The organism is Streptomyces sp. NPDC052043 (genome assembly GCF_044548235.1).
GTDB lineage: Bacteria > Actinomycetota > Actinomycetes > Streptomycetales > Streptomycetaceae > Streptomyces.
The window spans coordinates 261530-283396 of record NZ_JBIUBT010000007.1 but is presented as its reverse complement, the minus strand read 5'-3'; the positions used below and the strand labels follow the sequence as shown (position 1 = coordinate 283396).

The window sequence follows — 21867 nt, the reverse complement described above, 5'->3', positions numbered from 1 at the left end:
TCGCGAGGCTGGTCAGGGCGCAGCAGGAACCCCGATTGACTTGCTCCTCGGCCTGAAGCCCGAGGATTCTGGCCTTCCGCTCCGGTGCCTGTGCCGCTATGCGGCGCGGGTTCCAGTGCGGATTCCGTGGCTTCCTGCTTCGTCGCGCTGTGCCGGAACATGTTCCGGTCTTACCGGCGCTCCACAGGCTGTCACCGCCAGTCCGGCGGCCTGTTTGACGTTCACTGCGGCGTTGTGGTCCCGGTCGTGGACTGTGCCGCAGGCCGCGCAGGTCCATTCCCGCACGTGCAGGGGTTTGGGACCATCTCGGTGACCGCAAATGGAGCACACCTGGCTGGTGGGCTCGAACCGGCCGACCTTGACGAAGGTGCGCCCGTACCGCTGGGCCTTGTAGGCGAGCATGTCCACGAACTGGGACCAGCCCGCATCGTGGACGCTCTTGGCCAGCCGGGTGCGCGCCAGCGCCTTGACCGCCAGGTCCTCCACGGCGACCGCTTGGTTTTCGCGAATCAGCTGGGTGGAGAGTTGGTGGTGGAATTCGCGGCGCGCGTCGGCCACCCGCGCGTGCGCGCGGGCCACCTTCACGCGGGCCTTGGCCCGGTTCTTCGAGCCCTTCTGCTTGCGGGACAGCTCCCGCTGGGCCCTTTTGAGCTTCTTCTCCGCCCGGCGCAGGAACCGTGGGGAGTCGATCTTCGTGCCGTCGGACAGGACCGCGAAATGGGTCAGCCCCAGATCGATACCCACGGCCTGGTCACTTGCGGGCATGCGCGCCGCGTCGGCGGCCGGGTCGGTGTCGATGACGAAGGAGGCGAAGTACCGGCCCACCGCATCCTTGATCACGGTCACCGAGGATGGGACGGCAGGAAGAGGTCGCGACCATTTCACCCGTACCTCGCCGATCTTCGGCAGGTTCAGCCGCCCCGCGGCGGTGATCGACCAGCGGGCGTTCGCTGTGAGTCGGATCGACTGCCTGGTGTCTTTACGCGACTTGAAACGAGGCGCGCCCACCTTCGAGCCCTTGCGCTGCCCCTTGAGGGAGGCGAAGAAGATGCGGTAGGCGGCCTCGACGTCCCGCAGCGCCTGCTGCAGCACCACCGCGGACACCTCGCCCAGCCAGTGCCGCTCACGGGTCTTCTTCGCCTCGGTGAGCAGCGTTCTCGACAGCACCGCCGCGGTGGGAAAGGGTTCACCTGCAACCCGGGCCCGTTCCCGCGTCGCGACCGCATCGTTGTACACCACCCGCGCGCACCCGAACGCCCGGGCCAGCGCGATGCGCTGACCGGGTGTCGGGTCGAGGCGGAAGGCATACCGAAGCCACACGATCCGGACACTAACACCGGCCCCCGGTGCTCGAGGCGGATCAGCCGAATCCGGCTCCGCCGGAACGATCCGGCAACGCTCCGCGCCGCCACCGCAGGATTCGCCGCACCATCGGCGTGAACGCCGGTGCACTGCGAATGGAGCCCGGTAGCACAGGGCGTAGTAGACGCTGGTGATGCCGGCCATGTCGTCGGGCCGGTGATCCGCTGGATCTCCAACAGGCCGGAGACGACCCCGATACCGTAGGCGGCCCCCGGCAGGACGGCCCCGCCGAGATCGAGCCAGGGCGAGCGAACGGCCGCATCGCCCGCGCAAACGGCTGACCCAGCTGATGCCGACCGACCGCCATCGCAATGCCGCGGCCAGTCCGCCGAGGAAGCAGCCCAGGTAGACGGGGATCCGTCCAGCCAGCCGCCGGTCACTCCGCGGTGTGCGTCCAGGTGGGCCCGCAGGGCGCTGGCGAACCCCTCGTTGTCACCGTCGGCGCTCCGCTTCCTGACGCGCGGGTGGCGGCGCGCCGCGACGTCGACGGGCGGCTTCGCGCGCCCACGGGGACCGAACCGGCCGGAGCCACATCCGCAACACACAGAACACGCAGCCCCGTTGACTCGATTCAATGATGATCATAGGCTCCGTCGCCGACGGCTCCGCCCCGCGCCCGCGATCCGGCTTTCCGTATGCGCGACCGCACTTCGTCGCTCTGACGGTGGGTCAGGGGCCGTGCTCGACCGCACCACCTGCACCGCCCCGTACCTGACACTCCGGGAGGAGCAAGTGAACAGACGTCGCACGGCCGCCACGGCCGCTTCGGCACTCGTCACCACCTTCGCGCTGACCGCAGCGCTCGCCGGCCCCGCCACCGCGGTGCCCGGCGCCGCGGCCCAGCCGGCCGCCGAGCAGACCCGGACGGGGGCGGTCGCCACCGCGACCGACTCCGTCAGCCATGAGGAGAACGACCGCGTCCCGAAGGGCTCGCTCTGGACGCAGCACTACTTCCCGTCCTCGGACGGATCCGACACCGAGCTGCACGCCGACGTCCTGCTGCCCGAGGGACTGGCCCCGGGCAAGAAGGTGCCCGTCATCCTGTCGATCGGCCCCTACTTCGGGCACTCCGGGCAGACCGATCCCGAGGGCTGGACGCACACCGGGCCCTCCTCCCGCTTCCAGGACTTCGTCGAGGGCACCGATCTGTTCGCCCGGGGTTACGCCTTCGTCATGGTGGACCTGCGCGGCTTCGGCGGCTCCACCGGCTGCCTCGACTGGGCCGGTCCCGGTGAGCAGGCCGACGTCAAGGCGGCGGTCGACTGGGCGGCGAAGCAGCCGTGGAGCACGGGTGCGGTCGGCATGTACGGCAAGTCGTACGACGCCGTCACGGGCCTGATCGGCAACAACCTGAGCCAGAAGGCCCTCAAGGCCGTCGTGGCCCAGGAGCCGGTGTGGGACATGTACCAGTACATCTACTCCAACGGTGTGCCCCGCCCGAACGTCACCGGCACCGCCAACGCCTACAACGACATCGCCACGCTTCCCCAGTTGCCGGACGACGACCCGCACTACCTGGCCAACGCCCAGTGGGAGAAGGCCCACCCGGAGTGCCTCACGCAGAACTCGGCCGGGTACAAGATCGCGGACCAGTGGGACAAGCACTGGACCGACCGCGACCTGGCGAAGATGGCCAAGGGCACCAAGACCCCCCTGTTCGTCACCCAGGGCTTCATCGAGAACAACACCAAGCCCGAGGAGATGCAGGAGTACCTGGACAACCATGTGGGCCCCGAGCGCGGCTGGCTCGGCCAGTGGGACCACGTGCGCGGCGGCGACCGAGTCGGCGACGGGCGCCTGGCCATGGGCCGCGAGGGCTGGTACGACGAGACCCTGTCCTTCTACGACGAGTACCTCAAGGGCGTGAAGCCGAAGGTGAAGTACCCGGCCTACGTCGTCGAGGACTCCACCGGCGCATGGCGCTCCCAGAACACCTGGCCGGTCGCGAAGCGGTCCGTCACCCTCCCGCTCGGCAACGGCTCCTACCTGGACGACGGCGGCGCCTCGGGCCGCGCGGCCCTGGCCGCCTCCGGCGAGTCGACGCCGCAGACGCTCGGGAAGCCGTCCGGCCGGTGGGACATGGAGAACGCGCCGGCGACCGAGCAGACCGCCCCGAAGGGCCTGGCCAGGGGGCTGGCGAAGCTCCAGAAGGACGGCAAGGTCACCTCGAGCTTCTTCGTGTGGTCGAAGCCGGTCGGACAGGCCGTGCGCGTCACCGGCACCCCGCAGCTCTCCCTGACCGCCAAGGGTGAGGGCAACGTCATGCTCAAGCTGTACGACGTCGCCCCGAACGGCACCGCCGTCATGTTCGACGAGCAGGTCTCCCTGCTGCGTTCGGGCCGGATGACCGTCGATCTGAAGGCGACCGACTGGACCATGGCCGCGGGTCACGTCCTGGCCGTGGAGATCGGCTCGATCCAGACCGGTTCCTGGCGTGCCACGCCGTCCGGCCAGACGGTCGCGGTCAAGGGCGCGCAGCTCAGGCTGGCCCTGGACGACCCGGCCCGCGACACCGCCACCGCCGGCGCTCGTTCCCCGTTCCTGGACACCTACCTGCGCCAGTACACGGTGAACCTGCCCGCCGGTCCGGCGTCGTTCACGGTGACCCCTGGCAATCACCTCTGAGCCGAACCGCAGCACCCGGCGGGGGCCCCAACCACCATGGTTGGGGCCCCCGTTGGCGTTTCGGCGGGTCGGGTACGCGCGTCACGCGACGTGCGCGAGGGGGTGAGGGCGCGGCAGCACACCGTCTGCGCACACCGGCCACGGGCTCTTGCCGAACGGGCCATGCCCGGCTCATCCGTCGTTCACGGAACCCCATGAGGCTCCAGAGGCTCTCCGCGCATCCATCATCGAGCTTGCCGAGGACGGAACATGTGCCTTGACGGACACTGCGAGCACCACGTGAAGCCCCTGGAACCCGACACCGCGGACGCCGGCGACGCCGGTGCGGGACTCGGACGCCGGCGACTGCTGCTGGCCGGAGCCGCCGGCGCGGTCGCCCTCACCCTCACCCCGGTCACCTTCGCCCAGGCGGCCGCGGGTCCGGCCGGCGGCACACCGGCGGACGGCACCGAGGAGACCCGCACCCTCACCGGCTTCCTGGAGACCGGCGTCGCGGACTTCGTCCACCTGCCGGTGGAAGTCCCCAGAGGGGTGCGGAAGATCGCCGTCTCCTACTCCTACGACAGTCCGTCCGTACCGTCGGGTGTCCCGGGCAACTCGTGCGACATCGGGATCTTCGACGAGCGCGGGACCGCGCTCGGCGGGCGCGGCTTCCGCGGCTGGTCCGGCGGTTTCCGCACCTCGTTCGAGATCGGCGACAGCGAGGCCACGCCGGGCTACCTGCCCGGTCCGGTCAACGCGGGCACCTGGAACATCGTCCTCGGCCCCTACCAGGTGGCGCCCCAGGGCATGAACTACCGGGTGGAGGTGACGATCACGTACGGCAAGCGCGGTCCCGCCTTCGTTCCGCACCACCCTCCGCGGCGGGCGAAGGGCCGCGGCCACGCCTGGTACCGCGGGGACTGCCATCTGCACACGGTCCACTCCGACGGCCGGCGCCTGCCGGCGGAGGTCGCGGCCGGCGCGCGCGCCGCCGGACTGGACTTCATCGTCTCCACCGACCACAACACGTCCTCCTCGCACGCGGTCTGGGGCGAGTACGCCGGTCCCGACCTGCTGATCATCCCGGGCGAGGAGGTCACCACGCGCAACGGCCACTGGCTCGCGCTGGGCCTTCCGGCCGGTGAGTGGGTCGACTGGCGCTACCGCTCGCGCGACGACGCGTTCGACCGGTTCGCGCGTCAGGTCCACCGCAACGACGGCCTCGTGGTGCCCGCGCACATGTACTGCGCGTACGTGGCCTGCCAGTGGAAGTTCGGTTTCGAGAACGCCGACGCCACCGAGGTGTGGACCGGCCCGTGGACGTACGACGACGAGCACGCGGTCAGCACCTGGGACCAGAAGCTGGGTGAGGCCGTCCGTACCGGAAAGCGCTGGCTCCCGGCCATGGGCAACAGCGACGCGCACAGCGAGCCGCAGGTGATCGGCCTGCCGCACAACGTCGTCCACGCGGACGACCTCGCCACCGACTCGCTGATGAACGGCATCCGCGCGGGCCGCAGCTGGATCGCCGAGTCCTCCTCCATCGAGCTGTCGTTCACCGCCACCGGCGGCGGCAGGCAGGCCGGGATCGGCGAGAGGCTCACCGTGCCCGCCGACGCCCCGGTGGACGTCCGCCTCGACGTCCAAGGCGTGCCCCACGGCACCGTCCGGTTCATCACCGACGAGGGCCAGATGCACCAGGAGTCGGTCGGGGCCTCCGGCGGCGGCACCGTGGTGTGGCGAACCACCGCCTCACTCGCCGCCTATGTGCGCGCCGAGATCCGCCACCCGATGCCCGACGGCTCCCCCGGCCAGGGCAACACCATGGGCGACGCCCTGCTGTTCGGACCGATGGCGGCCCTGACCAACCCGGTCTTCCTGGAGCCGAAGGGCCGGTGACGTCCGCGGTCGGGGGCGGCCTGCGCGAGACCGCCCCCGACCGGCGCCACCAGGTCGGGTGACCCAGGACGCCGGTGGGCCGGCGGACGGTCTCAGCCCAGGCCGTGCAGCCGCTTGTACTCCAGCGTGTAGGCGAGCTTGCCGGGCTTGGCGTCGGAGTACGGCTTGCTCAGCTTGCCGAACTCGCCCTTGTCGACGGCGCTGCCGTCGTTCCACCGGTCCAGCGCGCCGAGTTCGGCCGCGGTGAAGCCGCTGTCGACGACGGTGTCCTCGGGCAGTGCCGTCATCGTCTCGGTCAGGGACTTGACGGTCGTCAGGTAATTGGCGAGGTCGTTCGGGTTCCAGTCGGCCAGGTCGATCGGCTCGGTGTCGCGGACCCAGCTGCCCCAGTAGAACTCCTGGAACGGCAGACCGTTCTGCGCGTAGCCGATGTCACGGCCGAAGTAGAGCAGGCTGCGGTACTTGTCGTCGGTGAAGTTGGCCAGACCGACACTGGTCGGCAGCTTGTTCACGGCGACCTGCCTGCCCTCGGGGTCGCGCAGGTACACCCACTTGTGCGCCTTCATCTCGTCCCAGAAGGCCTGGCGGGGCAGGTTGCTCAAGTTGGCCTGCACCCGCAGCCGGACGTGCAGGTCGGCGCCGCCGTCGGGGGTCTCGTAGAAGGAGGTGAGCGTGTGGTGCCCGTCGGTGAGGAACGGTTCGCCACCGGGGCCGATGACGACGGTCTTCATGGCGGCGACACTGTCCGCCGTCTCCGCCCCGACCGGGAGTTCGCACGTGAACGACGACGGGTCGTCGAGTCCCGCGCCGGGGGACACGGTTGCGGCGGCCGTCCGGCCGTCGGCCTCGCACCAGTCGTCGAACTTCTTGTTGATCGCGTCCTTGCCGAGGGTGTAGCGGCCGAGCTTGTAGTACACCTCGTCGTAGCCGAGCGACGGCTGAGTGGGGTGCACGTCGCCGATGCGGACGTCGAGCAGGTCGCCGGCCTGGGCGCAGAGGTACGGCGAGAACGGCGTGCTGCGGTTGTCGTGGCCGCAGAAGAACGGCCGGGTGCCCGGAGCACCGGGGGCAGCGGCGGCGGCCGGCGCCAGTGCGGCGGCACCGACCCCGATGACGGCGAGGGCCACCCCGAGGGCCGAGGCCCGCCGGGAGGGAGATCCAGAGCGCATCACAACTGCTCCTTGCGGTATCGGGAATGTCGACGGTCAGCGTGTGGCCGATCACCCAATGCACTGGATCGTCCCGGTGACGTCCGGCCGAGCCGCAGGTGAACAATTCACCGCCAACGAGCGTCCGCGCGGCGCGTCCCGCCCGGTTTCCGCGCACGCCGCTCAGGAACCGCCGTACCTGATTCAATTTTTCGCAACCACGAAGATGTTGCGGGCATGTCAACACATCCCTTACGTTTACGCGCGTCAACCCAAGCTGTGCGCCGTGGATCTGACGGCGTGCCATATCCGCCGCCCCCCACCGCGACCGGCGCTCATCCGCCGCTCACCGCTTCGACGCACCACTCCCCGACCGTCGGTGGCCCCACCACGGCCACCCGGCACCAGCGCATCGCAGTGTCCCTCCACACCTCTGGGAGCACCATGCCTTCCGCCACCCCCTCGCGGTTCAGATCCGGCACCACCGGTACCGGCCCCCGTCGGACCCTCGCCCGTGCGACCGGGCTGCTGGCCGCCCTGACCCTGCTGATCCTGCCCGGCACCACCTCGGCGACGGCCGCCGGCGACCCCGGCACCGCCACCGGGACCCCGGTGCGCATGACGCACCCGGAACAGGACCACGCCGGATCCGGACTCCAGCGCCTGGGCACGGGATCGCTGTCGGCCGCCGCCGCGCTCGCCGTCAGCACGGGCCCGGCCGGACTCGACGTCAGCGGCTACCAGGGCAACGTCGACTGGACGTCCGTCAAGAACAAGGGCGCCGCCTTCGCCTACGTCAAGGCCACCGAGGGCACCACCTACACCAGCCCCTCCTTCTCCCAGCAGTACAGCGGCGCGTACAACGTCGGGCTGATCCGTGGCGCCTACCACTTCGCGCTGCCCGGCAACTCGAGCGGTGCCGCGCAGGCTGACTTCTTCGTGAGCCACGGCGGCGGCTGGAGCGCCGACGGCAAGACGCTGCCGCCCGCCCTGGACATCGAGTACAACCCCTACGGGGCCACCTGCTACGGGCTGAGCCAGAGCGCGATGGTCACCTGGATCCGGGACTTCAGCAACGAGGTGCGCGCCAAGGTCGGGCGCTACCCGACGATCTACACCACCACCGACTGGTGGACCACCTGCACCGGCAACAACAGCAGCTTCGGTGCCACCAACCCCCTGTGGATCGCCCGCTATTCCAGCAGCCCGGGCACGCTGCCCGCCGGCTGGTCGTCCCAGACGATCTGGCAGTACGCCGACTCCGGAACCTTCCCCGGCGACCAGGACACCTTCAACGGCACGCTCACCGACCTCCAGAACTTCGCCAAGAACGCGGGCTACAACCCGCCGCCGGCGACCGACTGGCCCACCGTGCAGCAGGGTGCCAGCGGTGAACGGGTGAAGACCATCCAGTACCTGCTGAACTCGCGCGGTGCGGGGCTGGCCGTGGACGGGGCCTTCGGAGCGGGCACCAACACCGCGGTGCGCAACTTCCAGTCCTCGAAGGGCCTCGCCGTGGACGGCGTCGTCGGCCCCGCCACCTGGCAGGCCCTGATCGTCACCGTCCAGTCGGGAGCGTCCGGCGACGCGGTCAAGGCGCTGCAGAGTCAGCTCAACGCGCACGGTTCGGCGCTGACCGTGGACGGGTCCTTCGGCCCGGCCACCGACACGGCGGTGCGCACCTTCCAGTCCTCGCACAAGCTCTCCGTGGACGGCATCGTCGGACCCGCCACCTGGCAGGCCCTGGTCGCCTGACCTTCACCAGGACGCCGGCCACTCTCGCTTCTCCCCTCTCCCGCAGCACGCTCACACACCGACAAGAGGAGACTTCCGTGACCCCCTCACAGCAGCACCCTCAGCGCGGCATCGACCGCCGCACCCTGTTCCGCGGCGCGGCCGGCGTGACGGCCGCGCTCGGCCTGGCCTCCGTCACCAACCTGGCCTCGGCGGGGACGGCCTCCGCCTACGGCTGGACCCGTACCCTCCAGCAGGGCGCTTCCGGCAACGACGTGGTGGAACTGCAGATCCGCGTCGGAGGCTTCGCCGCCTCCAGTGCCTCGAAGACGTACATCGCCTGGGACGGTGCCTTCGGCCCGGCCACGGCCGGCGCCGTCCAGCGCTTCCAGTCCGCCCACGGGCTGGCCGCCGACGGCGTCGCCGGCCCGGCGACCCAGGCCGCCCTCAACGCCCTGGAGAAGGCCGACGGATCGACCGCCCACTTCAACTGGAGCGAGTTCTACTCCAAGGACGGCGCCCAGTTCAACAACGGCAAGGTCGCCGCCGCGACCGTCAAGGAGAACGTCCGCCGGCTGATGTACAAGCTGGAGGCGGTGCGCACAAAGTCCGGCAACAGCCCGATCACCATCAACTCCGGCTTCCGCAGCATCTCGCACAACGCGGCGTCGGGCGGCGCGTCCAACAGCATGCACGTCTACGGTGTCGCCGCCGACATCGTCGTCTCAGGACACAGCACCCTGCAGACCTACCGGATCGCCGAGACCTGCGGCTTCTCCGGCCTCGAGGCGTACACGAACTCGTGGCAGCACTGCGACAGCCGCGTCCAGTACCCCTCGTACGGCTCCACCGCCTGGTGGTGGGAGAGCGGCGTGGCGTAACCCGCCCGCTCCGGAACACCGGGCCCGTCCGCGCCGTCAGGGCACGGACGGGCCCGCCCCGTCCCCCGCCCCGCACGGCGTGATGGTCGCCGAAGCCGGTCAGCGGACGGTCCGACCGCACGGATCCCCGGCCAGCCACGGCGGCAGCCGGAACACCGCCTCCGCGTACGGGGCCGGATGGACCGCTCGGCTGATGCCGTCCTGCACCTGGTAGACCAGCGGCGCCTGGGCCAGCGACGGATCCGGGTTCTCGTCCGGGTAGGCCGCGTTCGTCTGGCCCGGCGCCCCGAGGAAGTAGGCGCCGTTGACTCCGCGGTGCACGACGCTGCGCAGTGCGGCGACCGTCTCGGCCGAGCTGCCCGGACGCGTCACCGTGCTCCAGGCCCTGGCCAGGACCTGCACTTGGTCGTAGCCCGCGCCCGCCAGGCCGTGGCCCGGCGCGCTCCCGTGCAGCCGCGCGTAGTTCCGGGCGAAGGCGGCTCCCCGGGCGTCCCCGTACCGTCCGGTGACGCTGGCCCAGACGACGCCCTCGGCGGCTTCGCCCGCCGCGCTGACGTAGGCGGGCACGGACGGCGTGTACACGTTGTAGACAAGGGTGGGCGAGGGGTCCCTGACGAAGGCGCGCTGGAACGCGGCCGTCGCGGTCGGCGGATGGTTGCCGAGCAGCAGGGCCGCCGGGCAGACGCGGCGCAGCTGACGCAGGACCTCGGACCAGTCGTCGTACGGTGGCCTGGTCCTGATGCGGAACTCCACGCGCCAGCCCGCCGCCTCGACCAGATCGGCGCCCTGGGCCGGCAGGATCTCGCTGTCCGCGTCCTCCGGTTCGACCACCCCGATGGTGCGGTGCGGCGGCCGCCACAACCCGCGCGCACGGGCGTGCGAGGCGAACCGCAGGAAGCCGCGCACGTAGTTGCTGCGCCGGGGACCGGCCTGGAAGACGTTGCCGAAGACGGACGGCTCGGTGTGCACCCAGGACGCCTGGAGATCGCTGCTGCCGACGTTGAGGTAGGGGATGCCGTACTCGGCGGCGCGCTCGTAGCTGTGGCGCTCGTCGACCAGGAGGTACGAGCCGACCAGCGCGGCCGGTTCAGCGGCGCCCGCCGCCCGGAAGGCCGCGTCGACCGAGGCGGCGTCCTGGTTGTCCAGGGGGAACGTGGCCAGCTCCAGGGGCCGTCCCGCCACCCCTCCGCGCACGTTCAGTTCGGTGACGGCCAGTTCGGCGCCCCTGCGCAGTTCCTCCCCGTCGGCGCCGTAGGCACCGAGCAGCGGGGCCATGAGGCCCACGGTCAGGGGGCGGGGGGCGAAGAGCCGGGAACCGCGGCGCGGAGAGCCCGCGAACCGGGGCGGCCTGGTACCGCCGCGCGCGAGTGCGTCGAGCATGCCCACCCCCAACGCGGACAGTTCCGCGCAGCCGCCGGGCACCGGAAGCCGGACGAGCCCGCTGTCCACGGCGAACGCGGCCGCCGCGCTGCGGCTCGGCTGGCCCAGTTTGTCCAGGAGCGCCTCCACCTGCTTGCCGACCGTGCGCGGGCTGGTGCCCAGGTAGTGCCCGACGGAGGTGTTCGTGAGTCCGCCCGCGAGCAGCGTGAGCACGTCGAGTTCCCGGGCGGTCAGGCCGTAGGGCGGCTCGCCGGTGCGTACCGCCGCCGTCACGGTGACCTGCTGTCCTTCGGCGGTCGGCGGCACCGCCAGATCGACATGGGCCCACACGCCGTCCTCGGTGATCCACACGAAGGAGACGGCGGGCCGGCGCAGGGCGGGCATCAGCTCCGCCCAGCGCCTCACCCGTGGATGCGTCACGAGGTCGCACCCGTGCACATCGAGGCGTTCATAGCCGCCGGACACGTCGAAGCGCGCCACCCCGGGACCCGCACACTGCCCGCTTTCGGCCACGCCACCGGGCTGCCCCGCCCGGTCGAACACCATGCCCGCACCTCCCTCTCCCCCATGGATCCGCCCCTTCCCCACCAGGGCTGACCAGCACCGACATGCCTGCACGTCCATGGGGAGAACGACGTATTACGGCGCATCGTCGGCCATGGCAACGTCACATTTCAAGGCCGGATTCGATATCGGGCCGTCACAGGGAGTCAGCGAAAGGGGTCTCATGCGTATCGGTGTCGAATGTGGTGGCACCTTCACCGACCTTGTCGTCCTCGACGACGACGGTGCGCTGCGGGCGACCTCGAAGGTCTTCTCCACACCGCAGGACCCGTCGCGCGCGGTGATCGAGGCGATCGACGGGCTGCCGGCCGGGCTGCGCGAGGGCGCGACACTGTTGCACGGCAGCACGGTGGCGACCAACGCCCTCCTCGAACGCCGCGGCCCGCGACTGGGGCTCCTCGTCACCCGGGGCTTCCGAGACCTGCTCACGCTCCAGCGCCAGGACCGCGACCGGATGTACGACCTGCGCTACGTCAAGCCCGCGCCGCTGGTGCCGCGCGAGCTGGTCCAGGAGGTCGACGAGCGGGTCACGGCGTCGGGAGCGGTCTCCCGCGCGCTGGACGAGGAGAGCGTGCTGCGCTCGGTGAAGGAGCTGCTCGCCCGGGACGTCACCGCGGTCGCGGTGTGCCTGCTGCACTCGTACGGCAACCCCGCGCACGAGCGGCGGGTGGCCGAGCTGATCGCCTCGCTCGCGCCCGACCTCCCGGTGTCCCTGTCCTGCGAAGTGGCCCGCGAGTTCCGCGAGTACGAGCGCACCAGCACCACCGTGATCGACGCCTTCGTCCGGCCCGCGGTCGCCGGGTACCTGTCCCGGCTGGCCGACGAGGCCGCCCGACGCGGTATCGCGGGGCTTCAGGTGATGCAGTCCAACGGCGGCGCCGTGCCGGTGCCCGTGGTCACCGCCCGGCCCGTGACGATGCTCCTGTCCGGGCCCGCCGCCGGGGTCAGCGCCGCCGTCGCCGTCGCCGAGTCCGCCGGACTCGGCGACGTCGTCACCATGGACATGGGCGGCACCAGCACGGACGTCGCCCTCGTCGTGGGCGGCAGCCCGCAGCTCACCCCGGAGGTCTCCGTGGACGGGCTGCCGGTGCGCGTGCCCATGGTCGACATCACGACCGTCGGCGCCGGCGGCGGCAGCATCGTCGGCGTCGACAGCGGTGGCCTGCTCACCGTCGGCCCGCGCAGCGCGGGAGCCAGCCCGGGACCCGCCTGCTACGGACGCGGCGGGCAGGCGCCCACGGTCACCGACGCCAACGCCGTCCTCGGGCTGCTCGGCCCCCGTCCGCGGCTGGCCGGCCGCTTCCCGCTCGACCTGGCCGCCGCCGAGGCCGTGTTCGAACCGCTCGCCGACAGGCTCGGCGGCACGGTCGGCGAGGCCGCCTGGTCGGCCCACCAACTGGCCAACGTCGCCATGGCCGGAGCCATCCGGGTCGCCTCCGTGGAACGCGGTCAGGATCCGCGCGGGCTGACACTGCTCGCCTACGGGGGCGCCGGCCCGGTGCACGCGGCGGGCGTCGCCGACGAACTGGGCATGCGGCGCGTGGTGATCGCCCCGCACTCGGGACTCGCCTCCGCCTATGGGCTCCTGGCGTCCGGATTCCGCCGCGAGTTCGCCCGCACCGTCCTCGTCGCCGCGGACACCCTGGACGACACCCGCCTGCGGGAGGCGATGTCCTCCGTCACCGGCGAGGCCCACCGCGAACTGGCCGGTCAGGGTGTCGACGCCGGCACCGCGCTCGACACCTGGACCGTGGACATGCGCTACGCGGGACAGGGCTTCGAACTGTCGGTGCCGCTGCCCGCCCCGGCGGAGGCGGGCCTCGCCGAGCGGCTCGTCGCGGCCTTCCACGCGCTGCACGCCCAGCGCTTCGGACACGCGGACCCCACCGCCCCCGTCCAGGTCGTGACCCTCCGGCTGAGCGTCAGCCGGCCGCGCCCCACGATGGCACTGCCCACCGTCGAGCACCGCCCCGACGGCCCGCGCCACGAGGGCGTCGTCCTGGAGAACGGCAGGCCCCGCACCGCCGTGACCGTGCCGCGGACCGCGCTGCCCGCCGGCACCGAACTGGCCGGACCCGCCGTGATCACCGACGAGTCCTCCACGACGTACGTGCCCAGCGGCTGGACCGCCACCGTCGACCCGGCCACCAACCTCGTCCTCACCAGGAGCTGACCCATGCCCCTCGACGCGTCCCGTCTCGGTCTGATCCAGGCCGCGTTCTCCTCCATCACCCGTGAGATGGCCACCGACCTGCGCCGGGCGGCGTTCTCGTCGATCGTCCGGGAGGCCCGCGACTACTCGGTGGCGCTCACCGACGCCCGCGGCGAGGTCATCGACCAGGCCGAGTGCATCCCGATCATGACCGCGGGCATCTCGTTCGCGATCCGGGGCCTGGCCGACGCCGTCGACCTGACCACGCTCACCGAGGACGACGCGCTGCTGATGAACGACCCGTTCAACGGCGGCCAGCACCTCCAGGACATCTACCTGTTCACCCCCGTCTTCACCGACGGGCGGCTGGTGGCGTTCGCCGCGAGCGTCGCACACCACGTCGACATCGGCGGCGGCAGCCCCGGCCTCAACGCCACCGCGACCGAGGTCTACCAGGAGGGCCTGCGGCTGCCCCTCAGCCGCTTCTCCGTCTCCCGCGACTGGGGCCGCGGCGGCTTCGTCGAGGAGATGGTGCGGGCCAACGTCCGCGTGCCCGACCTCGTCGTCGGCGACCTCAACGCGCAGTTCGCCGCCAACCGCACCGCCGCCCACCGCCTCAAGGAGGCCGCCGCCCGGTTCGGCACCACCGACTGCCTCGCGGCCATGGACGACCTCAAGGACTACGCGGAGCGACGCACCCGGGCCGCGCTCGGCCGCATCCCCGACGGCGTCTACGAGTCCGTGCAGACCCTCGATGCCACACCGTGGGACGCCGCGACGGTGGAGATCCGCGTCCGGATCACCGTGGCCGGCGACGAACTCCACCTCGATTTCACGGGCACCGGCGACCAAGTGGAGGGCAACGTCAACTGTCCCCTCGCCTCCACGGTCTCCTCGGCCATCAGCGCCGTGCGCTGCCTGCTCGACGAGCCGGACATCCCCTTCAACGAGGGCTGCAACCGGCCCATCACCGTGCACGCGCCGTTCGGCAGCATCCTGAACCCGCGCCCGCCCGCCGCCGTCCGCAGCCGCCTCACCCCCGCCAGCCGCGTCTTCAACGCGGTCGTCCAGGCCCTGGGACGGCAGGTCCCCGAACGATCCGCCGCGACCGGTTTCGACACCACGACGGCCTTCACCGTCAGCCATCTCGACCGCGGCACCGGCACCTACCAGGTCGTCCTGGAGATCCTCGGCGGCGGCTGGGGCGCCTGCGCCGCGCACGAGGGCGCCGACGCCCTCGACAACCCGATCTCCAACTGCGCGAACGCGCCCGTGGAGGCCCTGGAGTCCGACTACTCGCACTTCCGGGTCGTCGAGTACGCGCTCCACGACGACTCCGGCGGCACCGGCGAGCACCGCGGCGGCCTGGGCATCCGGCGCACCTACGAGGCCGTCGCCGACGGCGTCGACATCGCCGGGTACGCCGACCGGCACCGCGCCGGCGCGCCCGGCCTGGACGGCGGGGGCGGCGGCCGGCCGGGCTCCTTCACCGTCACCCGCGCCGACGGCTCCGTCGAACGCCTCCCCGTGGTCTTCCACGACAGGCTCCGGGCCGGCGACCGCGTCAGCGTCGTCACCGGTGGCGGAGGCGGCCACGGAGCGCCGTCGGACGCGGCCGAGCGTCCCTCCGGCTGAAACCCCCGCGGCGACGACCCGGCCGCGGCCCCGCACCCCTGCCTTCACCTCCGCTGCCTGCCCCTCCTCCCCGTCAGGAGCACTCCATGCGTCAAGGCACCACCCCGGTCCCCGCCCTCAGATCCGCGCCCGCCCTCTCCACGACACGGCTCGCGTCCGCCCAGATCATCGGCACCACGATCGAGTGGTACGACTTCTTCATCTACGGAACCGCGTCCGCACTCGTCTTCAACCACGTGTTCTTCCCCGAACTCCCGCCGCTGGTAGGAACGTTGCTCTCGCTGGCCACCTTCGGAGCCGGCTTCCTCGCCCGTCCCCTCGGCGCCGTTCTCTTCGGTCACCTCGGCGACCGCGCGGGACGCAAGCGCACCCTCGTCCTCACGCTGCTGCTGATGGGCGGCGCGACCGTCGCGGTCGGTCTGCTGCCGTCGTACGAGACCGCCGGTGTCACCGCTCCCCTCCTGCTGCTGCTCCTGCGCATCGTGCAGGGCATGGCCGTCGGCGGCGAATGGGGCGGCGCCGCCCTGATCGGCATCGAGCACGCCGCACCCCGCCGCAAGACCCTCTTCGGCGCCTTCGCCCAACTCGGCTCCCCGCTGGGCCTGATCCTCGCCACCCTCGTCTTCCTGGCCGTCACCGCGGGCTCCGACGCCTGGCTGCACAGCTGGGGCTGGCGCGTGCCCTTCCTCGCCTCCGTCCTGCTCATCCCCGTCGGCCTGGTCATCCGCACGAAGATCCACGAGTCGCCGGACTTCACGGCGGCCCACACGTCCCCGGAGCCCGCGCGGCGCATCCCCGTGGTCGCGGTGCTGCGCCAGGACTGGAAGCGGGTCCTCGTCGGTGTCGGCGCGTTCGCCGGCGTCTTCGTCACCTACTACCTGCTCACCACGTTCACGCTCGTCTACGCCACCGGAACGCTCGGGATGAGCACCTCCATCACCCTGCCCGCCAACCTGGTGGCGGCGATCAGCGAGGGAGCCTTCGTCCTCGTCGGCGCCTTCCTGGCACCCCGCTTCAGCGCACGGAAGATCGCGGCCGCCTCCGCCGCGGGTCTGCTGGTCTGGGCATGGCCCGCCTTCGCCCTCGTGGGCACCCGGGACGCGACGCTGCTGTACCTCGGGGTCGCGGTGAGCATGGCCTTCGTCGGAGCGGGCTACGGCGTCCTCGCCGCCGAGATCTCCCTGCTGTTCCGCCCCGAGGTCCGCTACACGGGCGCCTCCCTCACCTACGGCATCGCCGGCTCCATCGGCGGCATCGCCCCCAGCGTCTCCACCTACCTGCTCGACCGCAGCGGCTCCACGACGCCGGTGGCCGTCCTCACCGCGGTCGTCGCCCTGGGAATGACCGCGTCGTGCCTGGCGCTGCCGCGCCGCCCCGAGGACGGCCCCCCGCACGGGGTGCCACAAACCGGGGCATCCGTCTCCGTCCCCTGACCCCGTCCTGAACTCACCGCTTCCGCGATCGCCACCCACCCGGAGCCCCCTCATGCCCACCCCACCCGCCCCCGCCAACGGCCAGGTGTCGTTCTGGTTCCGCCAGACCGGCTTCCCCGCACGCCGCACCCCGCTCCCCGGCCCGACCGGCGCCGACGTCTGCGTCATCGGCGCCGGATACACCGGACTGTGGACCGCCTACCACCTCAAGAAGGCCAGGCCCGACTGGGACGTGGTCGTCCTGGAGCGGGAGTTCGCGGGCTTCGGCGCCTCCGGGCGCAACGGCGGCTGGCTGTCCGGCAAGATCCCCGGCTCGCCCGCCCGGTTCGCCAAGGAGCGCGGCAAGGACTCCGTGCTGCGCTTCCAGGCCCTGATGAACCGGGAGGTCGACGTCGTCCTCGCGACGCTGGAACGCGAGGGCATCGAGGCGGACGCGGTGAAGAGCGGCTATCTGCGGGTCGCCCACGCACCGGCCCAACTGGACCGGCTGCGGGCCTCCGTCGCGTACGACAGGAAATGGGGGAACACCGACGAAGTGCTGCTGTCGGCCGCGGAGCTGAGCGAGCGGGTCGAGGTCGCCGGCGGCCTCGGCGCCGCCTTCAACCCGCACTGCGCCCGCATCCACCCCGCCCGGCTGGTGACGGGCCTGGCCGAGACCGTCGTCCGGCTCGGGGTACGCCTGTACGAGTCCACGCCGGTCACGGCGATCGCGCCGGGCGCGGCGACCACCCCGTTCGGCACGGTGCGCGCCCGGCACGTACTGCGCTGCACGGAGGGCTTCACCTCCGAACTGTTCGGTGAGAGGCGCACCTGGCTGCCGATGAACTCCTCGATGCTCGTCACCGAGCCGCTGCCGGAGGCCGCCTGGCAGCGGATCGGCTGGGCGGGCCAGGAACTGTTCAGCGACCAGACCCACGCCTACCTGTACGGGCAGCGCACCGCCGACGGCCGTATCGCCCTGGGCGGCCGGGGAGTGCCCTACCGGTTCGGATCCCGGGTCGACGCGAACGGCGCGACCAGCACCGGGACGATCGACTCGCTGGCGGCGACCCTGGTCGCGCTGTTCCCGGCGGCGGCCGGCGTCCCCGTCGCGCACGCCTGGTCCGGTGTGCTCGCGGTACCCCGCGACTGGTGCCCCACGGTCCGCCTCGACCCGTCCACCGGCATCGGCTGGGCGGGCGGGTACGTCGGTCAGGGGGTGACGGCGTCGCACCTCGCGGCCCGTACCCTCACCGACCTGGTGCTCGGTGAGGAGTCCGAGCGGACCCGGCTGCCCTGGACCGGCCGCCGTTCACGCCGCTGGGAACCGGAACCGGCCCGCTGGATCGGCGTGCACGGAATGTACGCGGCCTACCGCGCCGCGGACCGCCGGGAGGCGCACAGCCACCGGCGGCGCACCTCGGCTCTGGCCAGGGTCGCCGACGCGGTCTCGGGCCGCTGACAGGCCTGGGCGTCCCGTCAGCGATGTCCGTCGTGGAAGGGCTCCTCGTGCTCCTCGTCGCTTGCCTGTCGCCCGTGCGCCCCGTGCCGCGCGGGGTCGGCACGGTCGTGGCCGGTGTCCGGGGAGCCGCCCATCATGCGCAGCATGGCAGGACCGCCGGACCTCCCGAACCGCAGCAGGAGCAGCGCGGCAAGGAGGAGGAAGGCGATGTTGAGCCAGGTGGTGTAGTTCCACCTGACGCCTTCCATGGGGAGCCTCGCGTCGGCCTGGTCGGGGATCAGGCCGAGACCTCCGAAGACGAATTCCACGACATAACCGGCGACGACCATCGCGAGGTAGAAGGTGCCCAGGAGGAAGGCGGCCGTCCGGGCGCCGTAGTACTTCCGGTAGATGGCGAGGATCGGCAGGATCAGCAGGTCGGCGAAGATGAACGCCACCACCCCGCCGAAGCTGATGCCTCCCTTCCACAGCACCACCGCCAGCGGCACGTTGCCGATCGAGCACACGAACGAGGCGATCGCCACGAGCGGGCCGATGACGGGTCCCCACAGCTTGGCGGCGAGCGGGTGGCCGTCGAAGAAGAAGGCACGCCAGAAAGAGTCCGGGACCCAGGCGGCGACGGCACCCGCGACGAGCAGGCCGACGACCAGGTCGCGCAGGATCGCCGCCCACTCCATGACGAACACATGACTGACGGCGGTGAAGCCCTCGCGGGAGAACAGACGCCGGGTGAAGGAGCCTTCCCGCCGCACGGACATGTCCATCGCCGCGTGGCCCTCCATCGAGCCGGCCAGGCCCCGTTCCGCCTGTTCGCGGGCCTGGCGCAGCAGCCTCTCGCGCAGGAACAGCCGGAAGAGGACGGCCAGCACGACGATCATGACGGGGCCACCGACGAACTCGGCGGCGGTGAACTGCCAGCCCATCAGCAGGGCGAGGATGACGCCGAGTTCGACGACGAGGTTGGTGGAGGCGATCTCGAAGGCCATCGCCGCGGTGAAGTCGGCGCCCTTGCGGAACAGGGAGCGGGCCAGCGCCACGGCGGCGTAGGAGCAGGACGAGGACGCCACGCCCAGTCCGGCGGCGACGGCGAGGGTGCGGGGGCGGTCGTCGCCGAGCAGCGTGACGACGGTGGACCTGCGGACCACGGCCTGGACGATCGCGGACAGGGCGAAACCCAGGATCAGGGCCCAGGTGATCTCCCAGGTCATGGACCCGGTGATCGACAGTGCGTGCAGTACGGCGTGCATCTGTGCAGCCTTTCCCGCGCGGCACGCCGCAGGGCCGACGGACACGCCCACCGGCGGAGGCCGGACCGGACTACGGGACCCTCGTCACCGGCGGTGGACGCTGACGGCGTAGCCGCCGCCGTCGTAAGGGCCGGCGTCCCAGGTGGCGAAGCGGTCGACGAGGGTGAGTCCGGCCGCGGCGCAGCAGTCGTCGTACTCGGCGAGCGTGAGACCGGGCGGCACGGGCAGGTGGGCCTCGTCCAGTCCGAAGCCGGCGACCAGCAGACCGCCCGGACGCAGGGCGGCGGTGAGGCGCTGGACCACGGCGGCCTCGGTGCCGGCGGCGAGCAGCGGGAAGATGTTGCCCGCGGCGACCACGAGATCGAAGTCCGCCGCGATGCCGAGGCGGTCCGGCTCGAACATGGCCAGATCGGCCTGGAACCAGGGCAGTCCGGGCGCTTGCCGCCGCGCCACCGCCAGCATCGACGCGTCGAGGTCCACCCCGACGCAGTCGTACCCGAGCTCCGCGAGCCGGATCATGACCCGCCCGGTCCCGCACCCGGCATCCAGCACCCGCGCCCCGACAGGCACGAGAGCGGCACAGAACCGTGCCTCACCGTGCACGTCCGCACCACTTCGGGCCAGCGCCGCGAACCGCGCGGCGTAGTCCTCGCCGGAGCTCCCCCCGGTCAGCTCCCTCCAACGGCTCATGCGGCCCACTATAGGTCGCCCGGCGGATGCCCTGGCCGGTCGCCGGCCCCGCGCTCAGGCGCGGGGCCGGCCGCGGCTTCGTGGCTTGCGGGTCTCCGGTGCGCGCGGGCGTGGGGCGAGGAGGGGAGGCCGGACGGCCCGGCCGTGGCGGGGTGTGTCCGGCCGGGCCACCCTGCGACGAGAAGTGGTGCCACTTTGGGTGCGTTCAGGGAAGCCGGTAGTCCTCGTTCAGCGCCGCTCCCGCCTCGGGGTACGTCTCGTCGTAGCCGCGTGCGTCGCACTGGAGGCCGCCGACGATGCAGTGGTCGACCATGGCCGACAGCGTGGGCGCGTCTCAGGCGTTGAAGAAGTCGTATTGACATCCTCCCCCTCTTAAAAGAGGGGGATTCCAACCCAGGTGAGTTGAGGTTCACAGGCGCTCGAACGGCCGGTGGCCGCTGTCACCCCTCCGGCACCGGCTGTTCGCCGGGGGCGGGGAATCCCGCCCTGTCCTGCCGCGACGTTGGCTGCTGCGTTGGTGTCCGCGTTGCAGGTGAAGCCGCAGGCGGAGCAGACGAACTCGGCTTGGCTCTTGCGCGAGTTCTTGTCGATCCATCCGCAGGCGCTGCATCGCAGACTGGTGTAGGGGGCGGGTACGTCTTCGACCCGGCCAGGTGCCTTGTCTTCGGTGCGCTGCCGCAGCAGCCCCCAGCCCTGGGCAAGGACGACTCGGTTCAGCCCGGCTTTCTGCCTGACCTTTCTGCCCGGCTGTTGAACGGTTCCTTTTGCCGAGCGGGTCATGTTCTTGATGTTCAACTTCTCGAACCGCACCAGGTCGTACGACCTGGCGAGCATGGTGCTGGTCTTCTCGCACCAGTCCTTGCGCCGGTTGGCTTCCCTCGCCTTGAGCCGGGCGACCTTGGCGTACTCGGCCGTCTTCTGGCCGCTGCCCTTGGGGGCGCGGCCGGCCCGCCGCTGGTGCTTGCGGATCCGGGCCCGCTCTTTGGTGGTGAGCTGCGGGCAGTTCAGGGTTCGGCCGTCGGAGAGGGCGGCGGTGATCGTCACACCCCGGTCGATACCGATGACCTCGCCGGTACCGGGCGCGGTAGTCGGGTCAGGGATGACCGCGAACGCCACATGCCACTGGTTGTTCCGGTAGGTGACGCGGAACGTCTTCGCGTCCGGCAGGGTGGCGCGGGTGAGGCGGAAGCGGACCCAGCCGCAGCCGGGCACCTTGACCTGCGCCCAGCGACGGTTCAGCTTCTGCACGACGACGGAACGGCCCATGACCTGGTTGCCGGTCCTGGCGTTCAGCCTGGGCCGGCCGTCCGGCTCGTACTCGGGGACGCGGTCGGTTCCGATGACGCGGAAGCCTTCGTGCCGGTACTTCTTGCGCCAGGTCGGCTCCCCGAAACCGGATGTAAAGCGGGCGTTCTTGGCCTTGGCGAAGTCATTGAGTGCCTGCTGCTGCACGTCCGCGTTACCCGAACCCAGCCACTCGTTTGCCCGCCGGGCCTCGGTGAGCTGACGGCACTGTTCGGCGAAGGACGGGGCCCCGTACTGCTTGCCGTCGGAGCGGTAGTGCGCCTTGCACTTCCGCCAGTGCGCGTGCTGCTCTACGGCAAGGTTCCAGACGTACCGTGCGTGCGCGCAGTGTTCGAGCATGATGCTCGCCTGCGCAGACGTCGGATACATCCGGAAACGTGACATGCCGT

14 protein-coding genes and 1 pseudogene are annotated in these 21867 nt (G+C 71.6%); 9 read left to right on the top strand and 6 right to left on the bottom strand.

The features are described 5' to 3' along the window. Positions 1-96: 96 nt before the first annotated feature. Positions 97-1320, bottom strand: coding sequence for an RNA-guided endonuclease InsQ/TnpB family protein (locus ACIHCX_RS19900; protein ID WP_400031360.1), 1224 nt, complete (start codon positions 1318-1320; stop codon positions 97-99). Positions 1321-2094: 774 nt separating this feature from the next. On the opposite strand from ACIHCX_RS19900, the gene ACIHCX_RS19895 reads away from it, so the two are divergent. Both ACIHCX_RS19895 and ACIHCX_RS19890 read left to right on the top strand, forming a co-directional pair. Next, positions 2095-3987, top strand: coding sequence for a CocE/NonD family hydrolase (locus tag ACIHCX_RS19895; RefSeq protein ID WP_400031124.1), 1893 nt, complete (start codon positions 2095-2097; stop codon positions 3985-3987). 249 nt (positions 3988-4236) lie between these two features. Continuing rightward, positions 4237-5868 (top strand): CehA/McbA family metallohydrolase, encoded by a 1632-nt coding sequence (locus ACIHCX_RS19890; protein ID WP_400031122.1) that lies wholly within the window; start codon positions 4237-4239, stop codon positions 5866-5868. 92 nt (positions 5869-5960) lie between these two features. On the opposite strand, the gene ACIHCX_RS19885 is transcribed toward ACIHCX_RS19890, so the two are convergent. Further along, positions 5961-7037, bottom strand: a complete 1077-nt coding sequence (locus ACIHCX_RS19885) for a ParB-like protein (RefSeq protein WP_400031120.1) — start codon at positions 7035-7037, stop codon at positions 5961-5963. 423 nt (positions 7038-7460) lie between these two features. Here ACIHCX_RS19885 and ACIHCX_RS19880 point away from each other — a divergent pair. The 3 genes and pseudogenes from ACIHCX_RS19880 to ACIHCX_RS19870 form a co-directional block, all read left to right on the top strand. Further along, positions 7461-8342 (top strand): annotated as a pseudogene (locus ACIHCX_RS19880) (lysozyme); the annotation flags it as partial. A 45-nt stretch (positions 8343-8387) separates the two neighbouring features. After that, complete coding sequence (locus ACIHCX_RS19875; protein ID WP_400031358.1) at positions 8388-8771, top strand: peptidoglycan-binding protein; 384 nt, start codon at positions 8388-8390, stop codon at positions 8769-8771. A gap of 77 nt (positions 8772-8848) precedes the next feature. Then, a complete protein-coding gene (locus ACIHCX_RS19870) occupies positions 8849-9631 on the top strand; it encodes a D-Ala-D-Ala carboxypeptidase family metallohydrolase (RefSeq protein ID WP_400031118.1) in 783 nt (260 codons plus the stop codon). A 99-nt stretch (positions 9632-9730) separates the two neighbouring features. Here ACIHCX_RS19870 and ACIHCX_RS19865 read toward each other — a convergent pair whose 3' ends face one another. Further along, positions 9731-11557, bottom strand: coding sequence for an ABC transporter substrate-binding protein (locus ACIHCX_RS19865; protein ID WP_400031116.1), 1827 nt, complete (start codon positions 11555-11557; stop codon positions 9731-9733). A 181-nt stretch (positions 11558-11738) separates the two neighbouring features. Here ACIHCX_RS19865 and ACIHCX_RS19860 point away from each other — a divergent pair, with 181 nt between their 5' ends. The 4 genes from ACIHCX_RS19860 to ACIHCX_RS19845 all read left to right on the top strand — a co-directional run bounded on the left by ACIHCX_RS19860 (position 11739) and on the right by ACIHCX_RS19845 (position 18236). Further along, complete coding sequence (locus ACIHCX_RS19860) at positions 11739-13748, top strand: hydantoinase/oxoprolinase family protein (RefSeq protein ID WP_400031114.1); 2010 nt, start codon at positions 11739-11741, stop codon at positions 13746-13748. Positions 13749-13751: 3 nt separating this feature from the next. After that, complete coding sequence (locus tag ACIHCX_RS19855; RefSeq protein WP_400031112.1) at positions 13752-15362, top strand: hydantoinase B/oxoprolinase family protein; 1611 nt, start codon at positions 13752-13754, stop codon at positions 15360-15362. Between the two features lie 86 nt (positions 15363-15448). After that, the gene (locus ACIHCX_RS19850; protein ID WP_400031110.1) at positions 15449-16795 is read left to right on the top strand and encodes an MFS transporter; all 1347 of its coding nucleotides are present in this window, start codon (positions 15449-15451) and stop codon (positions 16793-16795) included. A gap of 52 nt (positions 16796-16847) precedes the next feature. Further along, a complete protein-coding gene (locus ACIHCX_RS19845; protein WP_400031108.1) occupies positions 16848-18236 on the top strand; it encodes an NAD(P)/FAD-dependent oxidoreductase in 1389 nt (462 codons plus the stop codon). Positions 18237-18253: 17 nt separating this feature from the next. Here ACIHCX_RS19845 and ACIHCX_RS19840 read toward each other — a convergent pair whose 3' ends face one another. The 3 genes from ACIHCX_RS19840 to ACIHCX_RS19830 all read right to left on the bottom strand — a co-directional run bounded on the left by ACIHCX_RS19840 (position 18254) and on the right by ACIHCX_RS19830 (position 21862). Beyond that, the gene (locus ACIHCX_RS19840) at positions 18254-19483 is read right to left on the bottom strand and encodes a permease (protein WP_400031106.1); all 1230 of its coding nucleotides are present in this window, start codon (positions 19481-19483) and stop codon (positions 18254-18256) included. 84 nt (positions 19484-19567) lie between these two features. Beyond that, positions 19568-20173 carry a class I SAM-dependent methyltransferase gene (locus tag ACIHCX_RS19835; RefSeq protein WP_400031104.1) on the bottom strand — a complete coding sequence of 202 codons (606 nt, stop codon included), beginning with the start codon at positions 20171-20173 and terminating at the stop codon, positions 19568-19570. A 372-nt stretch (positions 20174-20545) separates the two neighbouring features. Continuing rightward, entirely contained in the window at positions 20546-21862 is a 1317-nt protein-coding gene (locus ACIHCX_RS19830) for an RNA-guided endonuclease InsQ/TnpB family protein (protein WP_400031102.1), read from the bottom strand. Between the last annotated feature and the right edge of the window lie 5 nt (positions 21863-21867).